The organism is Cellulosimicrobium sp. Marseille-Q8652, assembly GCF_965112045.1.
The window spans coordinates 232,838-252,701 of sequence record NZ_CBCOPS010000001.1 but is presented as its reverse complement, the minus strand read 5'-3'; the positions used below and the strand labels follow the sequence as shown (position 1 = coordinate 252,701).

The following is a 19,864-nucleotide window of genomic DNA, read 5'->3' as shown; positions in this document are numbered from 1 at the left end:
CGCGGGCGCGGCCGGGGTGCCCCAGGGCAACGTCCGGCCGATGCGTCGTTGTTCCCGGTCGCCGGCGGCCGGTTCCGTCCCACGGCTCCGCGGGTGTCCCGTGTGGGCGAGGGCTGCGAGAATCGCCGTGATGTCCACGCCACCGGTCCCGTCCTCCGTCTCTCGTCCCACGGTCTCGCCCTCGTCCGTCCCGTCCGCGGCGGTCCCGTCCCGTCCGGTCCTGCGATCGGCCGACGCGATCCTCGAGGCGCTGGACCCGGACCAGCGGGACGTCGCGCTCGCCCTGAGCGGTCCGGTGTGCGTCCTGGCGGGCGCGGGCACGGGCAAGACCCGGGCGATCACGCACCGCATCGCGTACGGGGTGCGCACCGGGGCGTACACGCCGACGTCGGTGCTCGCCGTGACGTTCACGGCGCGCGCGGCGGGGGAGATGCGGACCCGGCTGCGCGAGCTCGGCGCGACGGGCGTGCAGGCACGCACGTTCCACGCCGCCGCGCTGCGTCAGCTGGGGTACTTCTGGCCGAAGGTCGTCGGGGGCGCTCCGCCGCGCATCCTCGAGCACAAGGCCCCGGTGATCGCGGAGGCGGCGCGACGGCTGGGCGTCGGGGTCGACCGGGTCGCCGTGCGCGACCTCTCGTCGGAGGTCGAGTGGGCCAAGGTGTCCCTCGTGACGGCCGACGACTACGTCCGCGCCAGCGAGGCGATCGACCGTGACCCGCCCGCGGGCTACGACCACCAGACGGTGGCCCGGCTCATCACCGCCTACGAGGACGTCAAGACGGAGCGCTCCGTCATCGACTTCGAGGACGTGCTGCTCATGCTCGGCGACATGCTCGCCACGCAGGGTCGCGTCGCCGACGAGGTGCGGCGTCAGTACCGCCACTTCGTCGTCGACGAGTACCAGGACGTCTCGCCCCTGCAGCAGTTCGTCCTGGACCAGTGGCTCGGCGGACGGGAGGAGCTGTGCGTCGTCGGCGACCCGTCGCAGACGATCTACTCCTTCACCGGCGCGACGCCGCACCACCTCCTGACCTTCTCGCGCACGCACCCGGGGGCGCAGGTCATCCGGCTCGTGCGCGACTACCGCTCCACGCCGCAGGTCGTGCACCTCGCCAACCAGGCTCCTCGCGCGCGCCGGGCGGGCGGGCGGGGCGCACCAGGCCCTGGGTTTCGTCGCCCAACGCCCCGCGGGCCCGCCGGTCTCGTACACGGCGTACGACGACGACGAGAGCGAGGCCAAGGGCATCGCCGAGCGGGTCGGACGCCTGCTCGCCGCGGGGACCCGGGCGAGCGAGGTCGCCGTCCTGTACCGGACCAACGCGCAGTCGGAGGCGTTCGAGGCGGCGCTCGCGGACGCGGGCATCGGCTACCTCGTCCGCGGCGGCGAGCGGTTCTTCCAGCGCAAGGAGGTCCGGGACGCGATCGTGCTGCTGCGCGGCGCGGCGCGCTCCGCCGACCCGGAGGTCGCGATGCCCGAGGCCGTCCGCGACGTCCTGGTCTCCGCGGGGTGGGCGTCGCAGCCCCCCGCCGCACGAGGGGCGGCGCGGGAGCGGTGGGAGTCGATGCAGGCGATCGTCGCCCTCGCCGACGACGTCGCCGGGCTGGCAGCCGCGTCGGACGCCCCGGCGCCGACCGTCGCGGCCTTCGTCGCCGAGCTCGACGAGCGCGCGTCCGCACAGCACGCCCCGACGGTCGAGGGCGTGACCCTCGCGTCCCTGCACGCCGCCAAGGGGCTCGAGTGGGACGCCGTCTTCCTCGCGGGGATGAGCGAGGGGCTCATGCCCATCTCGCTGGCGGAGACCGACGAGGCGGTCGCGGAGGAGCGGCGGCTGCTGTACGTGGGGATCACCCGTGCGCGCGAGCACCTCGAGGTGTCGTTCGCCCGCTCGCGCAACCCCGGCGGCCGCGCCACGCGCCGTCGTACGCGCTTCCTCGACGGACTGTGGCCAGACGACCCGGCGGCGCCCCGCGGACGACGCTCGCGGTCCGGTCAGCCTCGTGTCCAGCTCACCGGCGAGTACGACCGCGAGCTGTTCGACCGGCTGCGGGAGTGGCGCTTGCAGGTGGCGCAGGAGACGGACAAGCCGGCGTTCACCGTCCTCGTCGACACCACGCTCGCCGCGATCGCGGAGACCCGCCCGAGCAGCGTGCCGGAGCTCGCGCGCATCAACGGGCTCGGCCCCGCGAAGATCGAGCGGTACGGGGCGACGCTCCTCGAGATCGTCGCCCGCGCCGAGGCCTGAGCCTCGGGCCCGGACGCTCGCCGGAGGGGTCGGGGAGAGGTCGGCCGAGGGCAGGAAAAAACTCGTCCGAGAAATTCTGGGAAATAAGTTGTGCCTCGTTCGTCGAGCGGCATACGCTCGTCGAGTCCTGATGGAGCGGGCTGTGCCGAGAGGCGCGTCCCCGAGTGAAGAAGGGTGGTGGAGCTGAGATGAAGAACCAGATCGCAACGACGATCCTGCTGGATTCCGTGGCCGGTTGCGCGGTGACGCCAGGAGGACTCCGTCCGCGTGCGCGCACGCACGGCGGCACCTTCGTCAACCGCCCCGCTCCCGACTCCGCTCCCAGGACTCGTCCGGTCTGACAGACCGGCACCTTCCAGGCCGCGGAGTCCCTCTGGGACCCGCGGCCTTCGTGTTCTCCAGAGCGCGACGGCCGATGAGGATCACCGGCGCTTCCCGTCTTCACTGACGGGGACCGCTGTCCCTCGGGTCCTGTGACGACGACGTTCACACCACGACAGGACATCACTGGAGGACATCGTGCGGCTCACCGCGCTGCTCGACAACATCACTGCCCAGGGCGGATCCGGCCCCTGGGCACCCCATCAACCCCTGGCCACACCGCTGGGCGAGAAGGACGCGGCCGAGTTCGACCGTCTCCTGGCCGGACTCCTGCCCTGCCGGACCAACGACCCGGAGCTCTGGTTCGCCGAGCGCGCTGCCGAGGTCGAGGAGGCCAAGGCCCTGTGCCGCACGTGCCCCCTCGTCGAGGGGTGCCTCGCCGGTGCCGTCGAGCGCCGCGAGCCCTGGGGCGTCTGGGGCGGCGAGGTCTTCGTCGACGGCGTCGTGGTCGCGCGCAAGCGTGGCCGCGGTCGTCCGAGCAAGGCGGAGGTCCTCGCGCGTCAGGCCGAGGAGGCAGCACGCCTCGAGGCCGAGGCGTCAGCCTCGGCCGCCGCCTGACGTGCGAGCCGTCCGGACGAGCGGCGCCCCGTCCGGGGGCGCGCTCACCAGCTCGCCGCACCCGCACCGCGGGTGGCGGGAGGTCTCGCGCAGCCGCGGCATCGCATCGGGAGCACGGATCTCGAGGCATGCCGCGGCGGCGCGGGGCGACGACCCGTCGACGAAGGCCAGGACCTGGCCCGCGGCGACGGCGGCGGCGACGGCCGCGACGACCGACTCCTCGTGGTCGGGACCTGCGGAGTCGCGCAGCTGCTGAGCCAGCTGGGGCCAGCACGGGTCCACCTCCGCCCGGTGCAGGTCGACGCACCGCAGGCACGGGTCGAGCCCCGGCCGCACGAACGGACCGACGACCACGTCGGCCTCGCGCACCACCACCGAGAGGTGGGCGACCCCGTCGCCCACGAGCTCACGGACCCGCCCCGGATCGGCCGCGCGGTGCTCGATCACGACGACGAGGTCGGGCGGCGCAGCACCTCCTCCCACGACACCGGACGCCGACACGGGCCGCGTGCGGACGTCCGGGGAGATCTCCCCGAGCAGACGGGCCAGCGCGGCGTCGCGCCGAGCACCGACGTCGCGCAACCGGTACCCGCCGAGACCGACGTCCGTGAGGAGCACGGGCGAGGTGTCGTGCAGCGTCACGGTCCCCACCCCGGCCGTCGTGAGCGTCGTCGCGAGGGTCGCCCCGATGCGGCCGAGCCCGACGACGGCGATCGCCGCCCGCGCTCGTCCGGCGAGGACGCGGTGCGCGTTCCCGTCCGGGAGCAGCGCACTGAGCACGCCCGTCTCCGCCTTGCCCCCTCCGGGTGCCGGGGACACGGCGGTCCGCGACGGCGGTCGCACGAGGAGGCGGGCGTCGTCGAGCAGGCGCAGGAGCGCCTCGCGCCGCGCGGCCGGCAGACCCGACGTCTCGGGGCGGGCGGCCGACGTGCCGGCCATGGTTCGGATCCACGACTCCTCCGCGGCGTCGAGACCGACGAACCGGACCGCCCACCGCGGGTCCGTCCCGAACTGCAGCTCGCCCGGCGCGCGGCGGAGCACGGGCATGGCCGGGCGCAGCCTCTGACGTGTCGGCACAGGTCCTCCTGGTCGCCGGATCCCGCGCGGACGCACCGGACGACGAGCAGCGTCGCACGGCCCGACCTGGTCGCCCGCGTTGTCCACAGCCATGGTCGGCGGTGCCCGCCGGTGGCTGCGCGAGCAGGCACCGCCTGCCTGTGCCACGTGATCGGCTGGCGATCCCTTGACCGCCACCCGGCCGAAGCGCGACGCGTGGGCCGGCCGTGTCCCGCCAGCAGGCGAGCGCCACGGCGTGGGCCCTGCCATTTCATGGCGAGAACCACTACGGTCTTGGCGTGGTCCGAGAGACGGTCGTGGAGGTCCGGCGAAGCCGCCGGCGCAAGAGCACCGTGAGCGCGTACCGCGACGGTGAACGGACGATCGTCGCGATCCCCGCCCGGTTCACGCGCGAGCAGGAGCGCGAGTGGGTGCAGCGCATGCTCGACCGGCTCGCCGACTCGGAACGCCGACGACGGCCCTCGGACGACGAGCTCGGACGCCGCGCGGCAGAGCTCTCGGCGAAGTACCTCGGCGGGCGCGCCCGTCCCGCGAGCGTGCGCTGGGCGGGCAACCAGGATCGCCGCTGGGGTTCCTGCACCCTCATCGACGGCTCGATCCGCATCTCCACGCGCGTCCGCGGGATGCCGGGATGGGTGCTCGACTACGTGATCCTCCACGAGCTCGCGCACCTGCTGCACGCCGGGCACGGACCAGGCTTCTGGAAGCTCCTGGAGAGCTACCCCCGGACCGATCGTGCCCGCGGATTCCTCGAGGGAGTCTCGTTCGCGCGCGACTCCGGGGAGCCGGCCGAGGTCGACGACGGGCCCGACGGGGCTGCCGTCGACGGTCCCGACGGCGGCCCCGTGGCATAGCCGGGCAGACTACGGGCGGTCGTCGTCAGCGGGCGGCGCGCCCGGTGCGTCGGGGCGCCCCTCGTCCTCGTGACCTTCCCCGGCAGGCTCCTCGTCGGCCGTGCGGAAGATCTCCTCGAGCGCCTTGTCGACGTCGGCCTCCTCGACGCGTGCCGCGGCGCGACGACCGGCGTACCCGGCCGGGTCGTCGAGGTCCGCCGCGTCGGGCAGGAGGTCCGGGTGGTCCCACACGCCGTCGCGCGCCGGGGCGCCGGACTGCGCGGCGATGAGCGCCCAGAGCGCCGCGGCGTCGCGCGAGCGACGCGGCCGCAGCTCGAGGCCCACCAGCGTCGAGAAGGTGTGCTCGGCCGGACCGCCGGCGGCGCGGCGTCGGCGCAGCATCTCGCGCAGGGGCACGGCGTGGGGCAGGTGCGGGAGGGCCGCGGTGGCCGTGACCTCGTCGACCCAGCCCTCGACGAGCGCGAGCGTCGTCTCGAGCTGCAGGAGCGTCGCCTGCTGCTCCGGGGTGTTCTGGAGCCCGAACACGCCCCCGGACAGCGCGCGTTGGAGCGCGTCCGTGTCCGTGAGGTCGACGTCCTCGAGCTGCGACTCGAGGGCATCGAGGTCGATGGTGATGCCGCGCGCGTAGGCGTCGACCAGGCCCCGCAGGTGGCCCCGCAGCCAGGAGACGTGCGTGAAGAGCCGTGCGTGCGCGGCCTCGCGCAGCGCGAGGAAGAGCCGCACCTCCTCGGCGGGCGCGTCCAGCCCCTCGGAGAACGCGGTGACGTTCGTGGGCAGCAGCACGGTCGCCGGCCGGTCGAGCAGGGGGAGGCCGACGTCCGTCGCGCCGAAGACGTCGCGCGAGAGCGTGCCCGCGGCCTGACCGACCTGCATCCCGAAGACCGCCGAGCCCAGGCGCTGCATGAGCGCTGCAGGGTCGCTGCCGATCCCGCCCACGGGCAGGCCGGGGAGCTGGAACCCGATCGCCGGGGGCGCGTCGTCCTCGATCCCGAACCGGTCGCCCAGCTGGTCGCGCAGCACGGTGGAGAGGGCCTCGGCGACGGACGCCGCCACGGGCGCGACGAGCGCGTTCCACGCGGGCAGCGTCTGCTCGACCCACTCGGAGCGGCTCCACGCGTGGCTGCGGCCGCCGGCCGGGGGGAGGTCGGTCACGGCGTCGAGCCACAGCTCGGCGACCGAGAGCGCCTGGGTCACCTCGCGCTCCTGCGCGCCCGTGACCGAGGGATCGCCCTCGGCGACGGCGACCTGCCGCGCGACGTCGTGCGAGACGTCCGTGTTCACCGGCCCGTCCGTCGGCGTCGAGAGCAGGCGCTGCACCTGCGCGAGGACGTGCTGGAACATCTGGGGGTCCACGGCGGCAGCGCCGCCGGCGGAGAGCGAGGCGGGGTCGAAGCCGCGCGCACGCAGCTCCCGCAGCGCCTCGTCGGCGCCGGGGCCGAGCATCGAGCGGAGCAGCTCCTCGAAGCCGCTGTCCGGCTCGTCCGGGTCGTCGGGCCCGGGCGTGCGGTCGGGGGGCAGGCTGCTCATGAGGACTCCTCGGGGTAGCGTCGGGAATCACCGTAACCACGATCGAGCGCCGAGAACGGGGGCAGGCCCATGTCCGAGGGCGGGGTTCGCTCACGGCGCAGCGCCCCGGCGGCCACGGCGGGCGCGCCGACGGTCTCGTCCGCCGAGCACGACCCAGCGCCTGAGGCCGATGTCGTCGTCGTCGGTGAGGGGCAGGTCGCCCGGGCGGTGCGGGACGGCCTCGGTGCCGCGGACGCGCCGCCGCGGGCGGACGGTGCGCAGCGCGGGTGGCCGCCGCACGTGCGGCGCGTCGTGGTGGTGCTGCCGGCCGGGGAGTTCGGGCCATCGGCCGCGCGCGGCGAGGCCGTGCTCGGCGACCGCGAGCGCCTCGTCGCAGAGGCCGGGTGGGTCGGTGAGACCGCGCGAGCCCACGGGGTCGAGCACGTCGTCGCGGTGACGTCCGCCGTCGTGCACGGCGCGGTGCCGGGGCGCGCCGTCGTCGAGGACGACGAGGCTCCCGACCCCGGGGCGGCCGGCTTCGCGGGCGACCTCGTGGCCGCCGAGGACGCGCTGCGGACGGCTCTAGGTCCGGTGCCGCTCGCCGTCGTCCGCCCCGCCGTCGTCGTCGGCCCGGGGATCGACACGGTCCTCACGCGGCACTTCGAGGCGCCGCGCCTCCTCACCGTGCGCGGGGGCGACCGCACGTGGCAGCTCCTGCACGTGGAGGACCTCGTGCGTGCGGTGCGTGTCGTCCTGGACGCCCGGCTCGAGGGCGGGCTGACGGCGGGTGCCCTGCGCGACGGCCGTCCGGACGAGCTCGACGCGGAGACGGTGGCGACGGTCGCGGGGATGCGGACGGTCCAGCTCCCCCCGGCCACGGCGTTCGGGGTCGCGGAGCGGCTGCACCGCGTCGGTGTCCTGCCGTCGCCGGCGAGCGACCTCGCGTTCGTCGTCTACCCGTGGACCGTCTCGGGGGCTCGTCTGCACGCCGCCGGGTGGACGCCCGAGTGGTCGAGCGCGGCGGCGCTCGAGGTGCTGCTCGACCAGGTGCGAGGCCGTCTCGGAGTGGGCGGGCGGCGGCTCGGCGGGCGAGACGCCGCGGCGCTCGGCGCGGCGGGGGCCGCCGTCGCGGTCCTGGGGACCGCGGCGGTGTGGCGGCAGGCCCGCTCGCGACGCTGACCGCTCTCAAGGGGCTTACGGGGAGATCCCAGGATCCTCGGGGATGATGTCCCGGTGAGCGACACGCCCTCCTTCGACGACCTCCTCACCGAGGACGACGTCCCGCCCCCCGTGACCCGCAGGTCCCTGACGTTCGGCATCTCGCTGCTCGCGACGACTCTCCTCGTCGCGGGTCTCGCCGTGCTGCCCGCGCCGTACGCCGTGCGCTCGCCCGGCCCGACGGAGGACACCCTCGGAGAGCAGGGCGGCACGCCGCTCATCTCGGTCACGGGCGCGGAGACGTTCGACTCCACGGGCGAGCTGCGCCTGACGACCGTCTCCGTGGCGGGTGGGCCCGGCTACCCGGTGACCCTCGCGCAGGTCGTGCAGGGCTGGTTCGACGGGTCGCGCTCGGTGCGGCCCGTGGAGGAGGTGTTCCCGCCCGACCGCACCAAGGAGGAGACGGAGGAGCAGGGGCAGGCGGAGATGATCTCCTCGCAGGAGAACGCGACCGTCGCCGCACTCACCGAGCTCGGCTACGACGTGCCCGCCACCCTCACGGTGCAGGGCACGAGCCCCGGGACCGGGGCCGACGGCGTCGTGGAGCCCGGCGACGTCATCGTCTCGCTGGACGGCGCACCCGTGCCGACGTACCAGGACCTCATCGACGGTCTCGCGGCCGTCACGCCGGGGGACGACGTGACGCTCGGCGTCGTGCGCGACGGCGCGGAGACGGACCTGACGGTCACGACGAGCGACGGCGGCGACACGGCCCTGCTCGGCGTGTTCATCGACCCGGCGTTCGACTTCCCGGTGGACGTGACGATCCAGATCGACGACATCGGCGGACCGAGCGCCGGCACGATGTTCGCGCTGGGGATCGTCGACCAGCTCACCCCGGAGGACGAGGCGAACGGGGTGTCGATCGCCGGGACGGGGACGATGAGCGTCGAGGGGGACGTCGGGCCGATCGGGGGCATCCAGCAGAAGCTCTACGGCGCGCTGCGCGACGGCTCGACGTGGTTCCTCGCGCCGCAGGCCAACTGCCCCGAGGTCGTCGGGAACGTCCCGGAGGGGCTGGACGTCGTGGCGGTGTCGACGCTCGCCGACGCGCGCGAGGCGATGACGGCGATCGGCGCGGGGGAGGGCGACACGCTCCCGACGTGCGAGGCGCGGGGCTGAGCCGCCTCAGTCCTCGAGCGTCGCGCGCAGCGCGGTGACGAGCCCGGGCACGAGGTCCGGTCCGGACGCGACGTCCGCGGCGGTGTCGTGCGCGCGGGACCGCACCGCGCACCAGGCGGGGCCGTCGCGGAGCACGCCGACCGCGAGGCGGACGTCCTGGCGGTCCGGGTGGCTCGCGAGGTAGTCGAGGGCGGCGTCGGGGTCCTCCGGGACGCCCTCCTCGGCCGAGGGCGGGAGCACGACCCGTTCGACCACCAGCGCCGTGCCGTCGACCGACGGCGGCCACGCGACGCGCGCCAGGGCCTCCTCCAGGTCGCCGTCGACGGCGAATCCCTCCTGCTCGACCGAGAGCAGGTGGTGCGGGTCCGTCGTCGCGGCCCGGACGACGTCCGCGGGGAGCCGCTGCGCCAGGGACGGGTCGTCCGCGAGCGCGCGAGCGGTGCTGACCAGCGCGAGCAGGCGGGGCGGGGCGTCCCACCCGTCGTCCGCCGCGTGGGTCTCGACCTCGTGCACGGCCAGCGCGAGCGAGCGCTGGGCCGCGGGCAGGGCGGGGCCGGTGGGGGTCGCGGCGGGGGTGCCGGTCGGGCTGCCGGTGGGAGGGGTGTCGTCGGCGCGGGGCATGGCTCCATCGTCGCAGAGCGACGTCGCCACGCGACGGGGAACCTTGAGGGAGGTGCGGGCGTTGACCCCGGTGGGCGCGTCCCAGCCGACCGCCCGCCGCACGTCCGAGTCACGACGCAAAGAGGTATACCCACCGTGTCTTTCGCCGCAGCGCCCCGCCGGCCGTCCTCCGGGGCGCGGCCCTCCCGGCGCCGGAGCCCCATCGGGATCGCGATCGCCGTCGTCGGCGTGCTCGTCGTCCTGCTGCTCCTGCTCGCCCAGTTCTGGACCGAGGTCCTGTGGTTCACCCAGCTCGACTACGAACGCGTGCTGTGGACCCAGTGGGGCACACGCATCGCGCTGTTCGTCGGGGGCTTCCTCGTCATGGGCGGCCTCGTCTTCCTGTCGTTCTCGCTCGCGTACCGGAACCGGCCGATCTACGCGCCGTCCACGCCGGAGCAGGCGACGCTCGACCAGTACCGGGAGGCGGTCGAGCCGCTGCGCAAGGTCGTGATGATCGTCGCGCCGGCGCTCGTCGGGTTCTTCGCGGGGGCCGCGGCGGCGTCGCAGTGGCAGACGGTGCTGCTCGCGCTGAACTCCGTGCCGTTCGGTGAGACCGACCCGCAGTGGGGCATCGACCTCGCCTTCTACCTGTTCACCCTGCCGGCGGTCCGCTTCCTCGTGAGCTTCCTCATGGCGGTCGTGATCATCTCGGGCATCGCCGCCCTCGCGACGCACTACCTCTACGGCGGCCTGCGCGTCGGCGGGGGCGCCGACTCCGGCCCGCGCACGACGACGGCCGCTCGCGTCCAGCTCTCCGTCACCGCGGCGATCCTCATGGTGCTCATCGGCGCCAACTACTGGCTCGACCGGTACTCGATCCTCACGTCGGGCGGTGCGAAGTTCGACGGCGCGTCGTACGCCGACGTGCACGCCGTCATCCCCTCCAAGGCGATCCTGACGGTCGTCGCGCTGTTCGTCGCGGCGCTGTTCGTGGTCACCGCGGTGCGCGGGAACTGGCGTCTGCCGGCCATCGGCGTCGGGCTCATGGTGGTCTCGGCGATCGCGATCGGCGGCATCTACCCCTCCGTCGTCCAGCGCTTCCAGGTCACGCCGAACGCGCAGGAGTTCGAGGAGGAGTACATCCAGCGCAACATCGACGCGACGAAGGACGCCTACGGCATCGACGAGGTGCAGACGGAGGCGTACAACGCCAAGACCGAGGCGGAGGCGGGCGCGCTGCGCGAGGACGCCGACACCACGGCGTCGATCCGCCTGCTCGACCCGGAGATCGTCAGCCCGTCGTTCAGCCAGCTCCAGCAGAACAAGCAGTACTACCAGTTCTCGAGGTCGCTGTCGGTCGACCGCTACACGATCGACGACGAGAGCCGCGACACGGTCATCGCGGTGCGTGAGCTGAACCAGGACGGCCTGGGCCCCGACGCGCGCAACTGGGTCAACGACCACACCGTCTACACCCACGGCTTCGGCGTCGTCGCGGCGTACGGGAACCAGATCGGCACGGACGGTCGCCCGGCGTTCTACGAGGGCTCGATCCCCTCGACGGGCGCCTTCACCGACGCGGGCGGCTACGAGCCGCGCATCTACTTCTCGCCGGAGGCGCCGCAGTACTCGATCGTCGGAGCGCCCGAGGGCACGGACCCGTGGGAGCTCGACTACCCGGTCGACGACGACGCGGGCCAGGTGAACAACACCTTCCCGACGCAGGACCTCGCCGCCGGACCGAGCGTCGGGTCGTTCCTCAACAAGGTGCTCTACGCGCTGAAGTTCGGCTCCGAGCAGATCCTCTTCTCCGACCGCGTCACCGAGGACTCGCAGATCCTCTACGACCGCAGCCCGCGCGACCGCGTGGCGAAGGTCGCCCCGTACCTCACCCTCGACGGCCGGGTCTACCCGGCGGTCGTCGACGGTCGGGTGAAGTGGATCGTCGACGGCTACACGACGTCGAACGCCTACCCGTACTCGACGTCGGAGTCCCTCGAGGAGTCGACGGCGGACTCGCTGGTCGCCGCCAACTCGGTCGAGGCGCTCGCCCCGCAGCAGGTGAACTACATCCGCAACTCGGTCAAGGCGACCGTCGACGCGTACGACGGGTCGGTCGACCTGTACGCGTGGGACGCCGAGGACCCGGTCCTCCAGGCGTGGTCGCAGGTCTTCCCCAGCTCCGTGCAGCCGATGTCGGAGATCTCGGGCGACCTCATGAGCCACCTGCGCTACCCCGAGGACCTGTTCAAGGTGCAGCGGACCCTGCTCGCGAGCTACCACGTGGACGACGCGACGGAGTTCTTCTCCCAGCAGGACTTCTGGCGCATCCCCGAGGACCCGACGGTGGGCGGGGCGACCAAGCCCGCGCAGCCGCCGTACTACCTCACGCTGCAGATGCCGAGCCAGGAGGCGCCGACCTTCTCGCTCATGTCGACGTACATCCCGGGCGGTGGCTCGGACCGCAACATCCTCACGGGCTTCCTCGCCGTGGACGCGGAGCCCGGGAACCAGGACGGGGAGCGCTCGGAGGACTACGGGACGCTGCGGCTCCTGGAGCTGCCGCGCAACGCGACCGTCCCCGGGCCCGGTCAGGTGCAGAACAACTTCAACACCGACCCGACCGCGGCCGACGGTCTGCTCGCGCTCCGTCGCGGCGACTCGACGGTGATCAACGGCAACCTCCTGACGCTGCCCGTCGGCGGCGGCCTGCTGTACGTGCAGCCGGTCTACGTGCAGTCGACGGAGGGCACGCGGTTCCCGCTCCTGCGCAAGGTGCTCGTGTCGTTCGGCGACGAGATCGGCTTCGCCGACACGCTGGACGAGGCGCTGGACCAGGTCTTCGGCGGCGACTCCGGCGCGAACGCCGGCGACGCCGACGGAGGGGTGGACACGGAGGTGCCCGACCAGCCGGCCGACGGGGCGACGGCGGACCCCGGCGCGGAGCCGGGGACCGGCGAGGAGCCGGCCGAGGAGCCCGGCGATACGGCTACGCCGCCCGCCCAGGACGGCGAGGTCAACGGCGAGGCCCGCGCGCGCCTCGACCAGGCGCTGAGCGCCGCGCAGCAGGCCATCGAGGACGGCCAGACGGCCCTCACCGAGGGGGACTTCGCGGGGTACGGCGAGGCGCAGGACCGGCTGCAGCAGGCCCTGGAGTCGGCTCTCGCGGCGGAGCAGGAGCTCGACGCGGCGCCGTCGGGCGGCTGACGCCGGCACGAGCACGGACGGGCGGGACCACCACGGTGGTCCCGCCCGTTTGTCTTTTGGGCCCCGGGGGGCGAGGATCGCTGCTCGTGACCCTCTCTGCAACGGCTTGCAGCAACGATTTCAGCGGTGCCGTCACGGGCGACCCGCAGGTCCCCGGAGCGCCGCCGCTCGCGGGCCTCGCCGAGGTGGAGCGGCTCACGCACCCGTCGGGTGCCGAGCTCGTCGTCGCGCCGCACGGAGGCTCTGTCCTCCGGTGGCGGGCGCCCTGGCGCCGGCCCGACGGCACCGTGGGCGTCGAGGACCTCGTCGACGGCTTCGCCGACGCCCACGAGCTCGTGACGCACGACGCCTCGCGGTCCGCCCTCATGGCGCCCTTCGTCAACCGCCTGGCGGGGGGCGCGTACGTCTTCGACGGGGTCTCCCACGACGTGGTTCCGGTCGTCGCGGGGGAGCCGGTGGCCATGCACGGGTTCGTCCGGGCGCTCGACTGGGTCGTCGTGTCCCGGCGCGAGGCGGAGCGTGCCGAGGACGAGTCGGTCGTGGTGCTCGCCACCGGCGTGGGGGCCGAGGACGTCGCCGGCTACCCCTTCGCGGTCGCCTTCGAGGTCGAGTACGGCATCGGGCCGGCGGGCCTGCGCGTCGATCTCCGCGCCACGAACACCGGTCGGCACGACGCCCCGGTGGCGCTCGGCTGGCACCCGTACCTCCGGGTCCCGGGCCACGCGCGCGTCGACTCCCTCGAGCTGACCGTCCCGGCTGCGCGGGCGGTCGTCACGGACCCGGGGCTCGTCCCGCTGCCCGGTGACGAGGCCTTCGCGGAGATCGACGGCGTCGGGCCCCTGCTGCTCGCGGGCACGAGGCTCGACCACGCCTTCGCAGGGCTGCGCGCTGACGCCGACGGACGGGCCCGGACGACCGTGCGCGACCCTCGGACCGGTCAGGGTCTCGCTGTCTGGCAGCGCGGCGGGCTGGTCCACGTGTACACGGGCGACGGGCTCGCGCGCCGCGGGCGGGCGGCGCTCGCGGTCGAACCCGTGAGCACGCTGACGAACGCGTTCAACCGCGCCGACTGCGAGCCGGACGTGCGCCTCGCCCCGGGCGCGACCCGCCGGCTCGAGGCCGGGGTCGAGATCCTCGGGCAGCGGGTCGACGGGCCGGCGTGACGCAGGTCTCGCCGACCCGATTTGGCCGGTCCGGGGGTGTGTGCGTAGAGTAGTGATCACCGACGCGGGGTGGAGCAGCTCGGTAGCTCGCTGGGCTCATAACCCAGAGGTCGCAGGTTCAAATCCTGCCCCCGCTACACAGGATGTCGCAGACATCGAGAAGGCCCGGTCCCACTCGTGGGACCGGGCCTTCTGCCGTCCGTCGTGCAGGCGGCCTCGGGACGTCCCGGTGACGAGCCGCACAGCGCCGACGGGCAGGACGGGAAGCCACGGCCGCGTGGGCGGCGTTATCGTCAGTGGCCGGCGCCCACGACTCCCGCGGCGCCCGACACCCGGAAGGTCACCATGCGCCGTCTGCGTCCCCGCACCCGTCCCGCCGCCCTCACCGCACTCACGGCCGCGGCCACCGCGCTCGTCCTCGCGGCCTGTTCGTCCGGCGGCACGGACGGAGGCGACGCCGCGACGACCGGTGCCGGCGCGCCGTCGGGCGACACCACCTGCGAGGCCGGCGAGCTCCCGACGCTCACGGACGGTGTCCTGACCGTCGGGGCGGGCGAGCCGTACCTGCCCTGGTACGTCGGGGAGCCCGAGTCGGGCGAGGGGTTCGAGTCGGCGCTGATCTACGCCGTCGCCGACCGCCTCGGGTACGCGGCCGAGGACGTGCGGTGGGAGACCGTGACGTTCGAGCAGATCGTCAGCCCCGCCGTGAAGCCGTTCGACGTGGCCGCCTACCAGACGTCGATCACCGACGAGCGCCGGCAGGCCGTCGACTTCTCGAGCCCGTACCTCACGACCCGGCAGGGCGTCATCGTCATGGAGGACGGCCCGTACGCGGACGCGACGAGCCTCGCCGACCTCGAGGGCGCGCGCATCGGCGTCACAGCAGCGCAGACGAGCCTCACGCTGTCCGAGGCCGCGTTCGGCGAGGACGCCGACATCTCGCCGTACAGCGCCGCGGGCGACGGCATGCAGGCGCTGCAGTCCGGGACGATCGACGCCATGGTCATGGACGTCGACCAGGGCATGGCGGCCTCCACCGAGTACTTCCCCGACTCCGAGGTCATCGGCACGCTACCCGACGAGGGCGTCGTCGAGCAGTACGGGCTCGTGCTCGACGTCGGCTCCCCGCTCACCGACTGCGTGTCGCAGGCCGTCGACGCGCTCGAGGAGGACGGCACGCTCGCCGAGCTGCGCACGACGTGGCTGAAGTCGGACGACGTCCCCGTCCTCGAGTGAGCGCGTGACCGTGCCCGACGGCGCCCGGTCGCCGGCCGACCCCTGGTCGCCCTCCCCGCTCGCCCTCGACCGCGCCGCGTTCCGGCGTGCGCAGCGGCGGCGCTCGGCGCTCGTCGCGCTGGTGAGCTCCGTGGTCGTCGTCGCGACGGTCGTGCTCGTCGTGGTGAACGCGCCCGGCTGGGAGCGGGCGCGGACGGCGTTCTTCGACCCGGCGACGGCGTGGGAGTCCCTGCCCGCGATCCTCGAGGGCCTGTGGCTCAACCTGCGCGTGTGGGTGGCCGCGGGAGTGATCGGCACGCTCCTCGGCCTGGTGCTGGCGATCGCGCGCACGAGCCGCATCCCCGCGCTGTTCCCCCTGCGGGCGTTCGCGATCGGCTACGTGGACCTCTTCCGCGGCGTGCCGCTGCTGCTCGTGCTGCTGCTCGTCGGGTTCGGGCTGCCCGCGCTGCGCCTGCCGTGGCTGCCGTCGTCGGGCGCGTTCCTCGGCGCGCTCGCCATCGTGCTCACCTACACCGCGTACATCGCCGAGGTGTTCCGCGCGGGCATCGAGTCGGTGCACCCGTCGCAGGTGGCGGCGGCCCGCTCCCTCGGACTGACGCGCGTCCAGACGACGCGGCGCGTCGTGCTGCCCCAGGCGGTGCGCAACGTCACGGCCCCGCTGGCGAACAACCTCGTCGCGCTGCAGAAGGACTCCGGGCTCATCTCGGTGCTCGGAGCCGTCGACGCGATCCGCGCCGCGCAGATCGCGACGACGGGCAGCTACAACTTCACGCCGTACGTCGTGGCCGGGGTGCTGTTCTTCCTCGTGTCGTTCCCGCTCACGCGCGCGGTGGACGCCTACCAGTCCCGCCGGGGCTGGGGCCGGTCGATCGCGACCGTGAGCGGGGCGGGGGACATCCGATGAGCCACCTGCTCTCCTTGCGGGGCGTGCGCAAGACGTACCCGGCGCCGTCGGCCCTACCCGCGCGTGCCCGACGGGCGCCCGTCGCGCCCGCCGTCGGTGCCCACGGCGGTCCCCGCGTCGTGCTCGACGGCATCGACCTCGACGTCGACCGGCACCGCTGCGTCGTGCTGGTCGGGGCCTCGGGCTCGGGGAAGTCGACGCTCCTGCGGGTGGTCAACCTGCTCGACGACGTCGACGACGGCGAGATCCTGCTCGACGGGCAGGACGTCGCGGACCCGCGGCTCGACGCGAACGCGGTGCGTGCGCGCATGGGCATGGTGTTCCAGGCCTACAACCTCTTCCCGCACATGCGCGTGCTCGACAACGTCACGCTCGCGCCGCGTCTCGTGCACCGCAGGTCCCGCGAGGAGGCCGAGGAGGCGGCGGTCGCGATGCTGCGCCGGGTCGGCCTGGGGCACAAGGCGACGGCCTACCCCGACCAGCTCTCCGGCGGCGAGCAGCAGCGCGCGGCGATCGCGCGCGCCCTGGTCAACGAGCCCGAGCTCCTCCTGCTCGACGAGGTGACGTCGGCGCTCGACCCGGAGCTCGTCGGCGAGGTGCTCGACCTCCTCGCGGAGCTGCGCGCCGAGGGCCGCACGATGCTCGTCGCGACCCACGAGATGGGCTTCGCCCGCCGCGTCGCCGACGAGGTGTGCTTCCTCCACGACGGTCGCGTGCACGAGCGGGGGACGCCCGAGCAGGTGCTCGGCGACCCGCAGCGCGACCGCACGCGCGAGTTCCTGCGCCGCCTCCACGCCTGAACCCGACCCCGGACCACGCCGAGCACGACCTGAGGGTCGTTCCGAGCGTCTTCGCGACCGTGAGGTCGTGCTCGGCCGCACGTCGTGTCGTGCTCGTCGGGCGCCTCGGCCCGCCCGCTAGGATCTGCGGCAGCGTCGCGTGCCGGTGGCGGACCACGTCAGGCATGGAGGCGTCGGACCCGGAAGGGGGTGCCCGTGCTCCACGTACGGACCCTTTCCTCGTTCCGCACCCGTGGGTGAGGGCGAGAAGGCCAGGCTCGTGGCCTGGTACGACGAGATGCGAGCCGTGCACGGCAGGTTGCGCCGAGCGCTCGACCTGGTGCGGGAGACCGCGACCGCCGACGAGGACACGACGACCGACGAGGACCCCGCGAGCGAAGGTCCTGCGACCGACCCCGCGAGCGACGGTCCGGCGGCCGACGCCTCCGGTCGCCCGGGACCACGTGCTCCGCACGCCGCGCACGCGGAGCTGCTCGTGTACTGCCGCGGGTTCTGCACCGCGCTGACCCGGCACCACACGAGCGAGGACTCGACGCTCTTCCCGGAGCTCGAGCGGCGGCATCCCGAGCTCGGCGCCACGCTGCGCGCGCTGCGGCAGGACCACAGCATGATCGCCTACCTGGTCGGCGACCTCGAGCAGACGCTCGACCGCGCGGCGGACCCCGCCTCGTCGCGGGACGCGGTCCTGCGCCACCTCGACGGCGTCGGCGCGATCATGGAGTCGCACTTCCGGTACGAGGAGAGGGCGCTGGGCGACGTGCTCGCGGCTCTCGACCTCGTCGCCGAGCGCGACGACGTGCTGGGGCCGTTCTGAGGCCCGGTCCGAGGCCGGCGTCCTGACCGCGCCGGTCCCGGCCGTCTGCGCTCGCGGGGCCGCCGGGCCCTGGGAGAGTGGGGGCATGGTGAACCGTCTCGCCGACGCCGTCAGCCCGTACCTGCGCCAGCACGCCGACAACCCCGTCGACTGGTACCCGTGGGGTCCGGAGGCGTTCGCCGAGGCGCGCCGTCGCGACGTGCCGGTCATGGTCTCCGTGGGGTACGCCACCTGCCACTGGTGTCACGTCATGGCGCGCGAGAGCTTCTCCGACGCCACGGTCGGCGACGCGCTGCGCGAGCGGTTCGTGGCGGTCAAGGTCGACCGCGAGGAGCACCCCGACGTCGACGCGAGCCTCATGGCCGCGGCCAGCGCCTTCACCCAGCAGCTCGGCTGGCCGCTCACGGTCTTCACCACGCCCGACGGCGCGCCGTTCTACGCCGGCACCTACTGGCCCCCGGTCCCCGTCCAGGGCAGACCGGCGTTCCGCGACGTGCTCGACGCCGTCGCGCAGGCCTGGGAGCAACGGCGCGACCAGGTGGTCGAGACGGGCGACACGATCCGCGACGCGCTGCACGAGGCCGCGCAGGGCGGCGGGTCCGCGGCCGGTGCGGCCGGGGACGAGGGCGCCGCACCGCTCCTCGTGGAGCTGCCGGCGGTGGTCGCGCAGGTGCTCGACCGGGTCGAGGCGGTCCGGGACCTCCGGCACGGCGGCTTCGGCGGGGCGCCGAAGTTCCCCGTGGTCCCGGCGCTCGAGCTCCTGCTCGACGTCGCGGCGTCGTCCGTCGTGGACCCCGCCGACGCCGACCGTGCGCTCGTGCTCGCGGGGGACACGCTCGACGCCCTGGCGGCGACCCCGCTGCGCGACGTCGACGGCGGGTTCTTCCGGTACGCCACGCGGCCCGACTGGTCCGAGCCGCACTACGAGCGGATGCTCTACGACAACGCCCAGCTCCTGTCCGCGTACACGACCCTCGCGGTGCTCCGCCGGGCCCGCCGGCACCCTGCCGGGACGGCCGACGCGCACGGCACCGCGGACCCCGGTGCGGCGGCCGCGGAGGTCGCGGTGGGCGTCGGGGACTTCCTCCTGCGGTCGCTGCGACGCCCCGGTGGCGCGTTCGCGAGCGCGCAGGACTCGGAGTCGACGATCGACGGGCGACGCGTCGAGGGCGGGTGGTACCTGCTCGACCGCGAGGGGCGGGCCGCGCACGAGCCCCCGCCCCTGGACACGAAGATCCTCACCGGGTGGAACGGCCTCGCCATCGAGGCGCTCGCGCGGGCCGGGCACCACCTCGGCGTCCCCGCGTTCACGGACGCCGCCCGGACCGCCGCGGACCACCTGCTGCAGACCCACGTCCGTGCCGACGGCTCGCTCGTCAGGGCGTCCGTCGACGGCCGGGTCTCCGACGCCGTCGCGACGCTCGAGGACCACGGTGCCCTCGCGACCGCGCTCCTCACGCTCGGTGGGCTCACCGGCGACGGCCGGTACGTGCGTGCAGGGCTCCGGCTCGTCGGCGCGACGGTGTCCGACGACGGGCGCCTCGGCGCGCCCGAGGGCGTCGACCCGGTCCTCGCGGACCTGGGGCTGGCGGCGGGCGCCGCGGCCGACCCGAGCGAGGGCGCGGTCCCGTCCGGGCCGACGTCGGCCGCCCGCGCGGCGCTGCTGGCCCACCGGCTGACGGACGAGCGACGGCTGCTCGACGCGGTCCGCGACTCCGTGGCGACAGCGACCGGCGCCGAGACGCGGCCCCTCGCGGCCGCCGGGGTGCTGCGCCTGGCGGTCGTGCTCGCCGAGCCCGCCCACCAGCTCGTCGTGGTCGCCGACCCTGCCCGGACGCAGGGCTTCCTGGACGCCGCACGGTCCTGGTATCGCCCGGGCGGCACGGTCCTCGCCGCGACCCCCGACGACGCGCCGGCCCTCGCCGCCGACGGCGTCGTCGCGCTCGCCGACCGTGCGCCGGGCGCCTACCTCTGCGCGGACTTCGTCTGCCGTCTCCCCGCGCACGACGCGGCCGGCCTGCGCGCGCAGCTCGACGGCTGAGCGCGCGCGGGTCGTCGTCGGCGGCGCGGCACGGCCGGGCGCCGCCGACGCCCGTGCGGTCCCGTGGGTCCGGTCGCATGATGGGAGGACGAACCCCGACCGCACCGGCGCGGCAGCGGGCGCGGCCGGGACGGCCG

Annotated in this window: 14 protein-coding genes, 1 tRNA gene and 1 pseudogene; 13 read left to right on the top strand and 3 right to left on the bottom strand. The window is 74.5% G+C overall.

All coding sequences use genetic code 11. The features are described from left to right. Positions 1 to 130 precede the first annotated feature (130 nt). Both ACWPWV_RS01110 and ACWPWV_RS01105 read left to right on the top strand, forming a co-directional pair. Positions 131 to 2,243 (top strand): annotated as a pseudogene (locus tag ACWPWV_RS01110) (ATP-dependent helicase). A gap of 519 nt (positions 2,244 to 2,762) precedes the next feature. Then, complete coding sequence (locus ACWPWV_RS01105) at positions 2,763 to 3,182, top strand: WhiB family transcriptional regulator (protein ID WP_435738902.1); 420 nt, start codon at positions 2,763 to 2,765, stop codon at positions 3,180 to 3,182. Here the strand turns inward: ACWPWV_RS01105 and ACWPWV_RS01100 are convergent. Then, positions 3,162 to 4,229, bottom strand: coding sequence for a ThiF family adenylyltransferase (locus ACWPWV_RS01100; protein WP_454041161.1), 1,068 nt, complete (start codon positions 4,227 to 4,229; stop codon positions 3,162 to 3,164). The genes ACWPWV_RS01105 and ACWPWV_RS01100 overlap by 21 nt on opposite strands. Positions 4,230 to 4,537: 308 nt before the next feature. Between ACWPWV_RS01100 and ACWPWV_RS01095 the strand changes: the two genes are divergently transcribed. Then, the gene (locus ACWPWV_RS01095) at positions 4,538 to 5,113 is read left to right on the top strand and encodes a M48 metallopeptidase family protein (RefSeq protein WP_454041160.1); all 576 of its coding nucleotides are present in this window, start codon (positions 4,538 to 4,540) and stop codon (positions 5,111 to 5,113) included. A gap of 9 nt (positions 5,114 to 5,122) precedes the next feature. Here ACWPWV_RS01095 and ACWPWV_RS01090 read toward each other — a convergent pair whose 3' ends face one another. Beyond that, positions 5,123 to 6,640, bottom strand: coding sequence for a zinc-dependent metalloprotease (locus ACWPWV_RS01090; RefSeq protein WP_454041159.1), 1,518 nt, complete (start codon positions 6,638 to 6,640; stop codon positions 5,123 to 5,125). A gap of 69 nt (positions 6,641 to 6,709) precedes the next feature. Here ACWPWV_RS01090 and ACWPWV_RS01085 point away from each other — a divergent pair, with 69 nt between their 5' ends. Together ACWPWV_RS01085 and ACWPWV_RS01080 are read left to right on the top strand one after the other, a co-directional pair. Further along, positions 6,710 to 7,798 (top strand): nucleoside-diphosphate sugar epimerase, encoded by a 1,089-nt coding sequence (locus ACWPWV_RS01085; RefSeq protein ID WP_454041158.1) that lies wholly within the window; start codon positions 6,710 to 6,712, stop codon positions 7,796 to 7,798. Positions 7,799 to 7,852: 54 nt separating this feature from the next. After that, positions 7,853 to 8,959 carry a YlbL family protein gene (locus ACWPWV_RS01080; RefSeq protein WP_454041157.1) on the top strand — a complete coding sequence of 369 codons (1,107 nt, stop codon included), beginning with the start codon at positions 7,853 to 7,855 and terminating at the stop codon, positions 8,957 to 8,959. Between the two features lie 6 nt (positions 8,960 to 8,965). Here ACWPWV_RS01080 and ACWPWV_RS01075 read toward each other — a convergent pair whose 3' ends face one another. Further along, the gene (locus ACWPWV_RS01075) at positions 8,966 to 9,580 is read right to left on the bottom strand and encodes a PPA1309 family protein (RefSeq protein WP_454041156.1); all 615 of its coding nucleotides are present in this window, start codon (positions 9,578 to 9,580) and stop codon (positions 8,966 to 8,968) included. 135 nt (positions 9,581 to 9,715) lie between these two features. Here ACWPWV_RS01075 and ACWPWV_RS01070 point away from each other — a divergent pair, with 135 nt between their 5' ends. The 8 genes from ACWPWV_RS01070 to ACWPWV_RS01035 all read left to right on the top strand — a co-directional run bounded on the left by ACWPWV_RS01070 (position 9,716) and on the right by ACWPWV_RS01035 (position 19,727). Further along, a complete protein-coding gene (locus ACWPWV_RS01070) occupies positions 9,716 to 12,769 on the top strand; it encodes a UPF0182 family membrane protein (protein ID WP_454041155.1) in 3,054 nt (1,017 codons plus the stop codon). Between the two features lie 86 nt (positions 12,770 to 12,855). Further along, the gene (locus ACWPWV_RS01065) at positions 12,856 to 13,932 is read left to right on the top strand and encodes an aldose epimerase family protein (protein ID WP_454041154.1); all 1,077 of its coding nucleotides are present in this window, start codon (positions 12,856 to 12,858) and stop codon (positions 13,930 to 13,932) included. A 63-nt stretch (positions 13,933 to 13,995) separates the two neighbouring features. After that, positions 13,996 to 14,069: transfer RNA gene (locus ACWPWV_RS01060), tRNA-Met, on the top strand. A gap of 208 nt (positions 14,070 to 14,277) precedes the next feature. Continuing rightward, positions 14,278 to 15,168: an ABC transporter substrate-binding protein gene (locus ACWPWV_RS01055; protein ID WP_454041153.1), complete on the top strand. Its 891-nt coding sequence runs from the start codon at positions 14,278 to 14,280 to the stop codon at positions 15,166 to 15,168. A gap of 4 nt (positions 15,169 to 15,172) precedes the next feature. Beyond that, positions 15,173 to 16,072, top strand: coding sequence for an amino acid ABC transporter permease (locus ACWPWV_RS01050; RefSeq protein WP_454041152.1), 900 nt, complete (start codon positions 15,173 to 15,175; stop codon positions 16,070 to 16,072). Beyond that, positions 16,069 to 16,872 (top strand): amino acid ABC transporter ATP-binding protein, encoded by an 804-nt coding sequence (locus ACWPWV_RS01045; RefSeq protein ID WP_454041151.1) that lies wholly within the window; start codon positions 16,069 to 16,071, stop codon positions 16,870 to 16,872. The genes ACWPWV_RS01050 and ACWPWV_RS01045 overlap by 4 nt, the downstream gene beginning before the upstream one ends. Before the next feature lie 259 nt (positions 16,873 to 17,131). Beyond that, a complete protein-coding gene (locus ACWPWV_RS01040; protein ID WP_454041150.1) occupies positions 17,132 to 17,686 on the top strand; it encodes a hemerythrin domain-containing protein in 555 nt (184 codons plus the stop codon). Positions 17,687 to 17,771: 85 nt separating this feature from the next. Continuing rightward, a complete protein-coding gene (locus ACWPWV_RS01035; RefSeq protein WP_454041149.1) occupies positions 17,772 to 19,727 on the top strand; it encodes a thioredoxin domain-containing protein in 1,956 nt (651 codons plus the stop codon). Positions 19,728 to 19,864: the final 137 nt, after the last annotated feature.

Coding starts and splice junctions, on each gene's coding strand:
- ACWPWV_RS01100 (WP_454041161.1), bottom strand. CDS start 4,229: ATGCCCGTGCTCCGCCGCGCGCCGGGCGAGCTGCAGTTCGGGACGGAC.
- ACWPWV_RS01090 (WP_454041159.1), bottom strand. CDS start 6,640: ATGAGCAGCCTGCCCCCCGACCGCACGCCCGGGCCCGACGACCCGGAC.
- ACWPWV_RS01085 (WP_454041158.1), top strand. CDS start 6,710: ATGTCCGAGGGCGGGGTTCGCTCACGGCGCAGCGCCCCGGCGGCCACG.
- ACWPWV_RS01075 (WP_454041156.1), bottom strand. CDS start 9,580: ATGCCCCGCGCCGACGACACCCCTCCCACCGGCAGCCCGACCGGCACC.
- ACWPWV_RS01055 (WP_454041153.1), top strand. CDS start 14,278: ATGCGCCGTCTGCGTCCCCGCACCCGTCCCGCCGCCCTCACCGCACTC.
- ACWPWV_RS01045 (WP_454041151.1), top strand. CDS start 16,069: ATGAGCCACCTGCTCTCCTTGCGGGGCGTGCGCAAGACGTACCCGGCG.
- ACWPWV_RS01035 (WP_454041149.1), top strand. CDS start 17,772: ATGGTGAACCGTCTCGCCGACGCCGTCAGCCCGTACCTGCGCCAGCAC.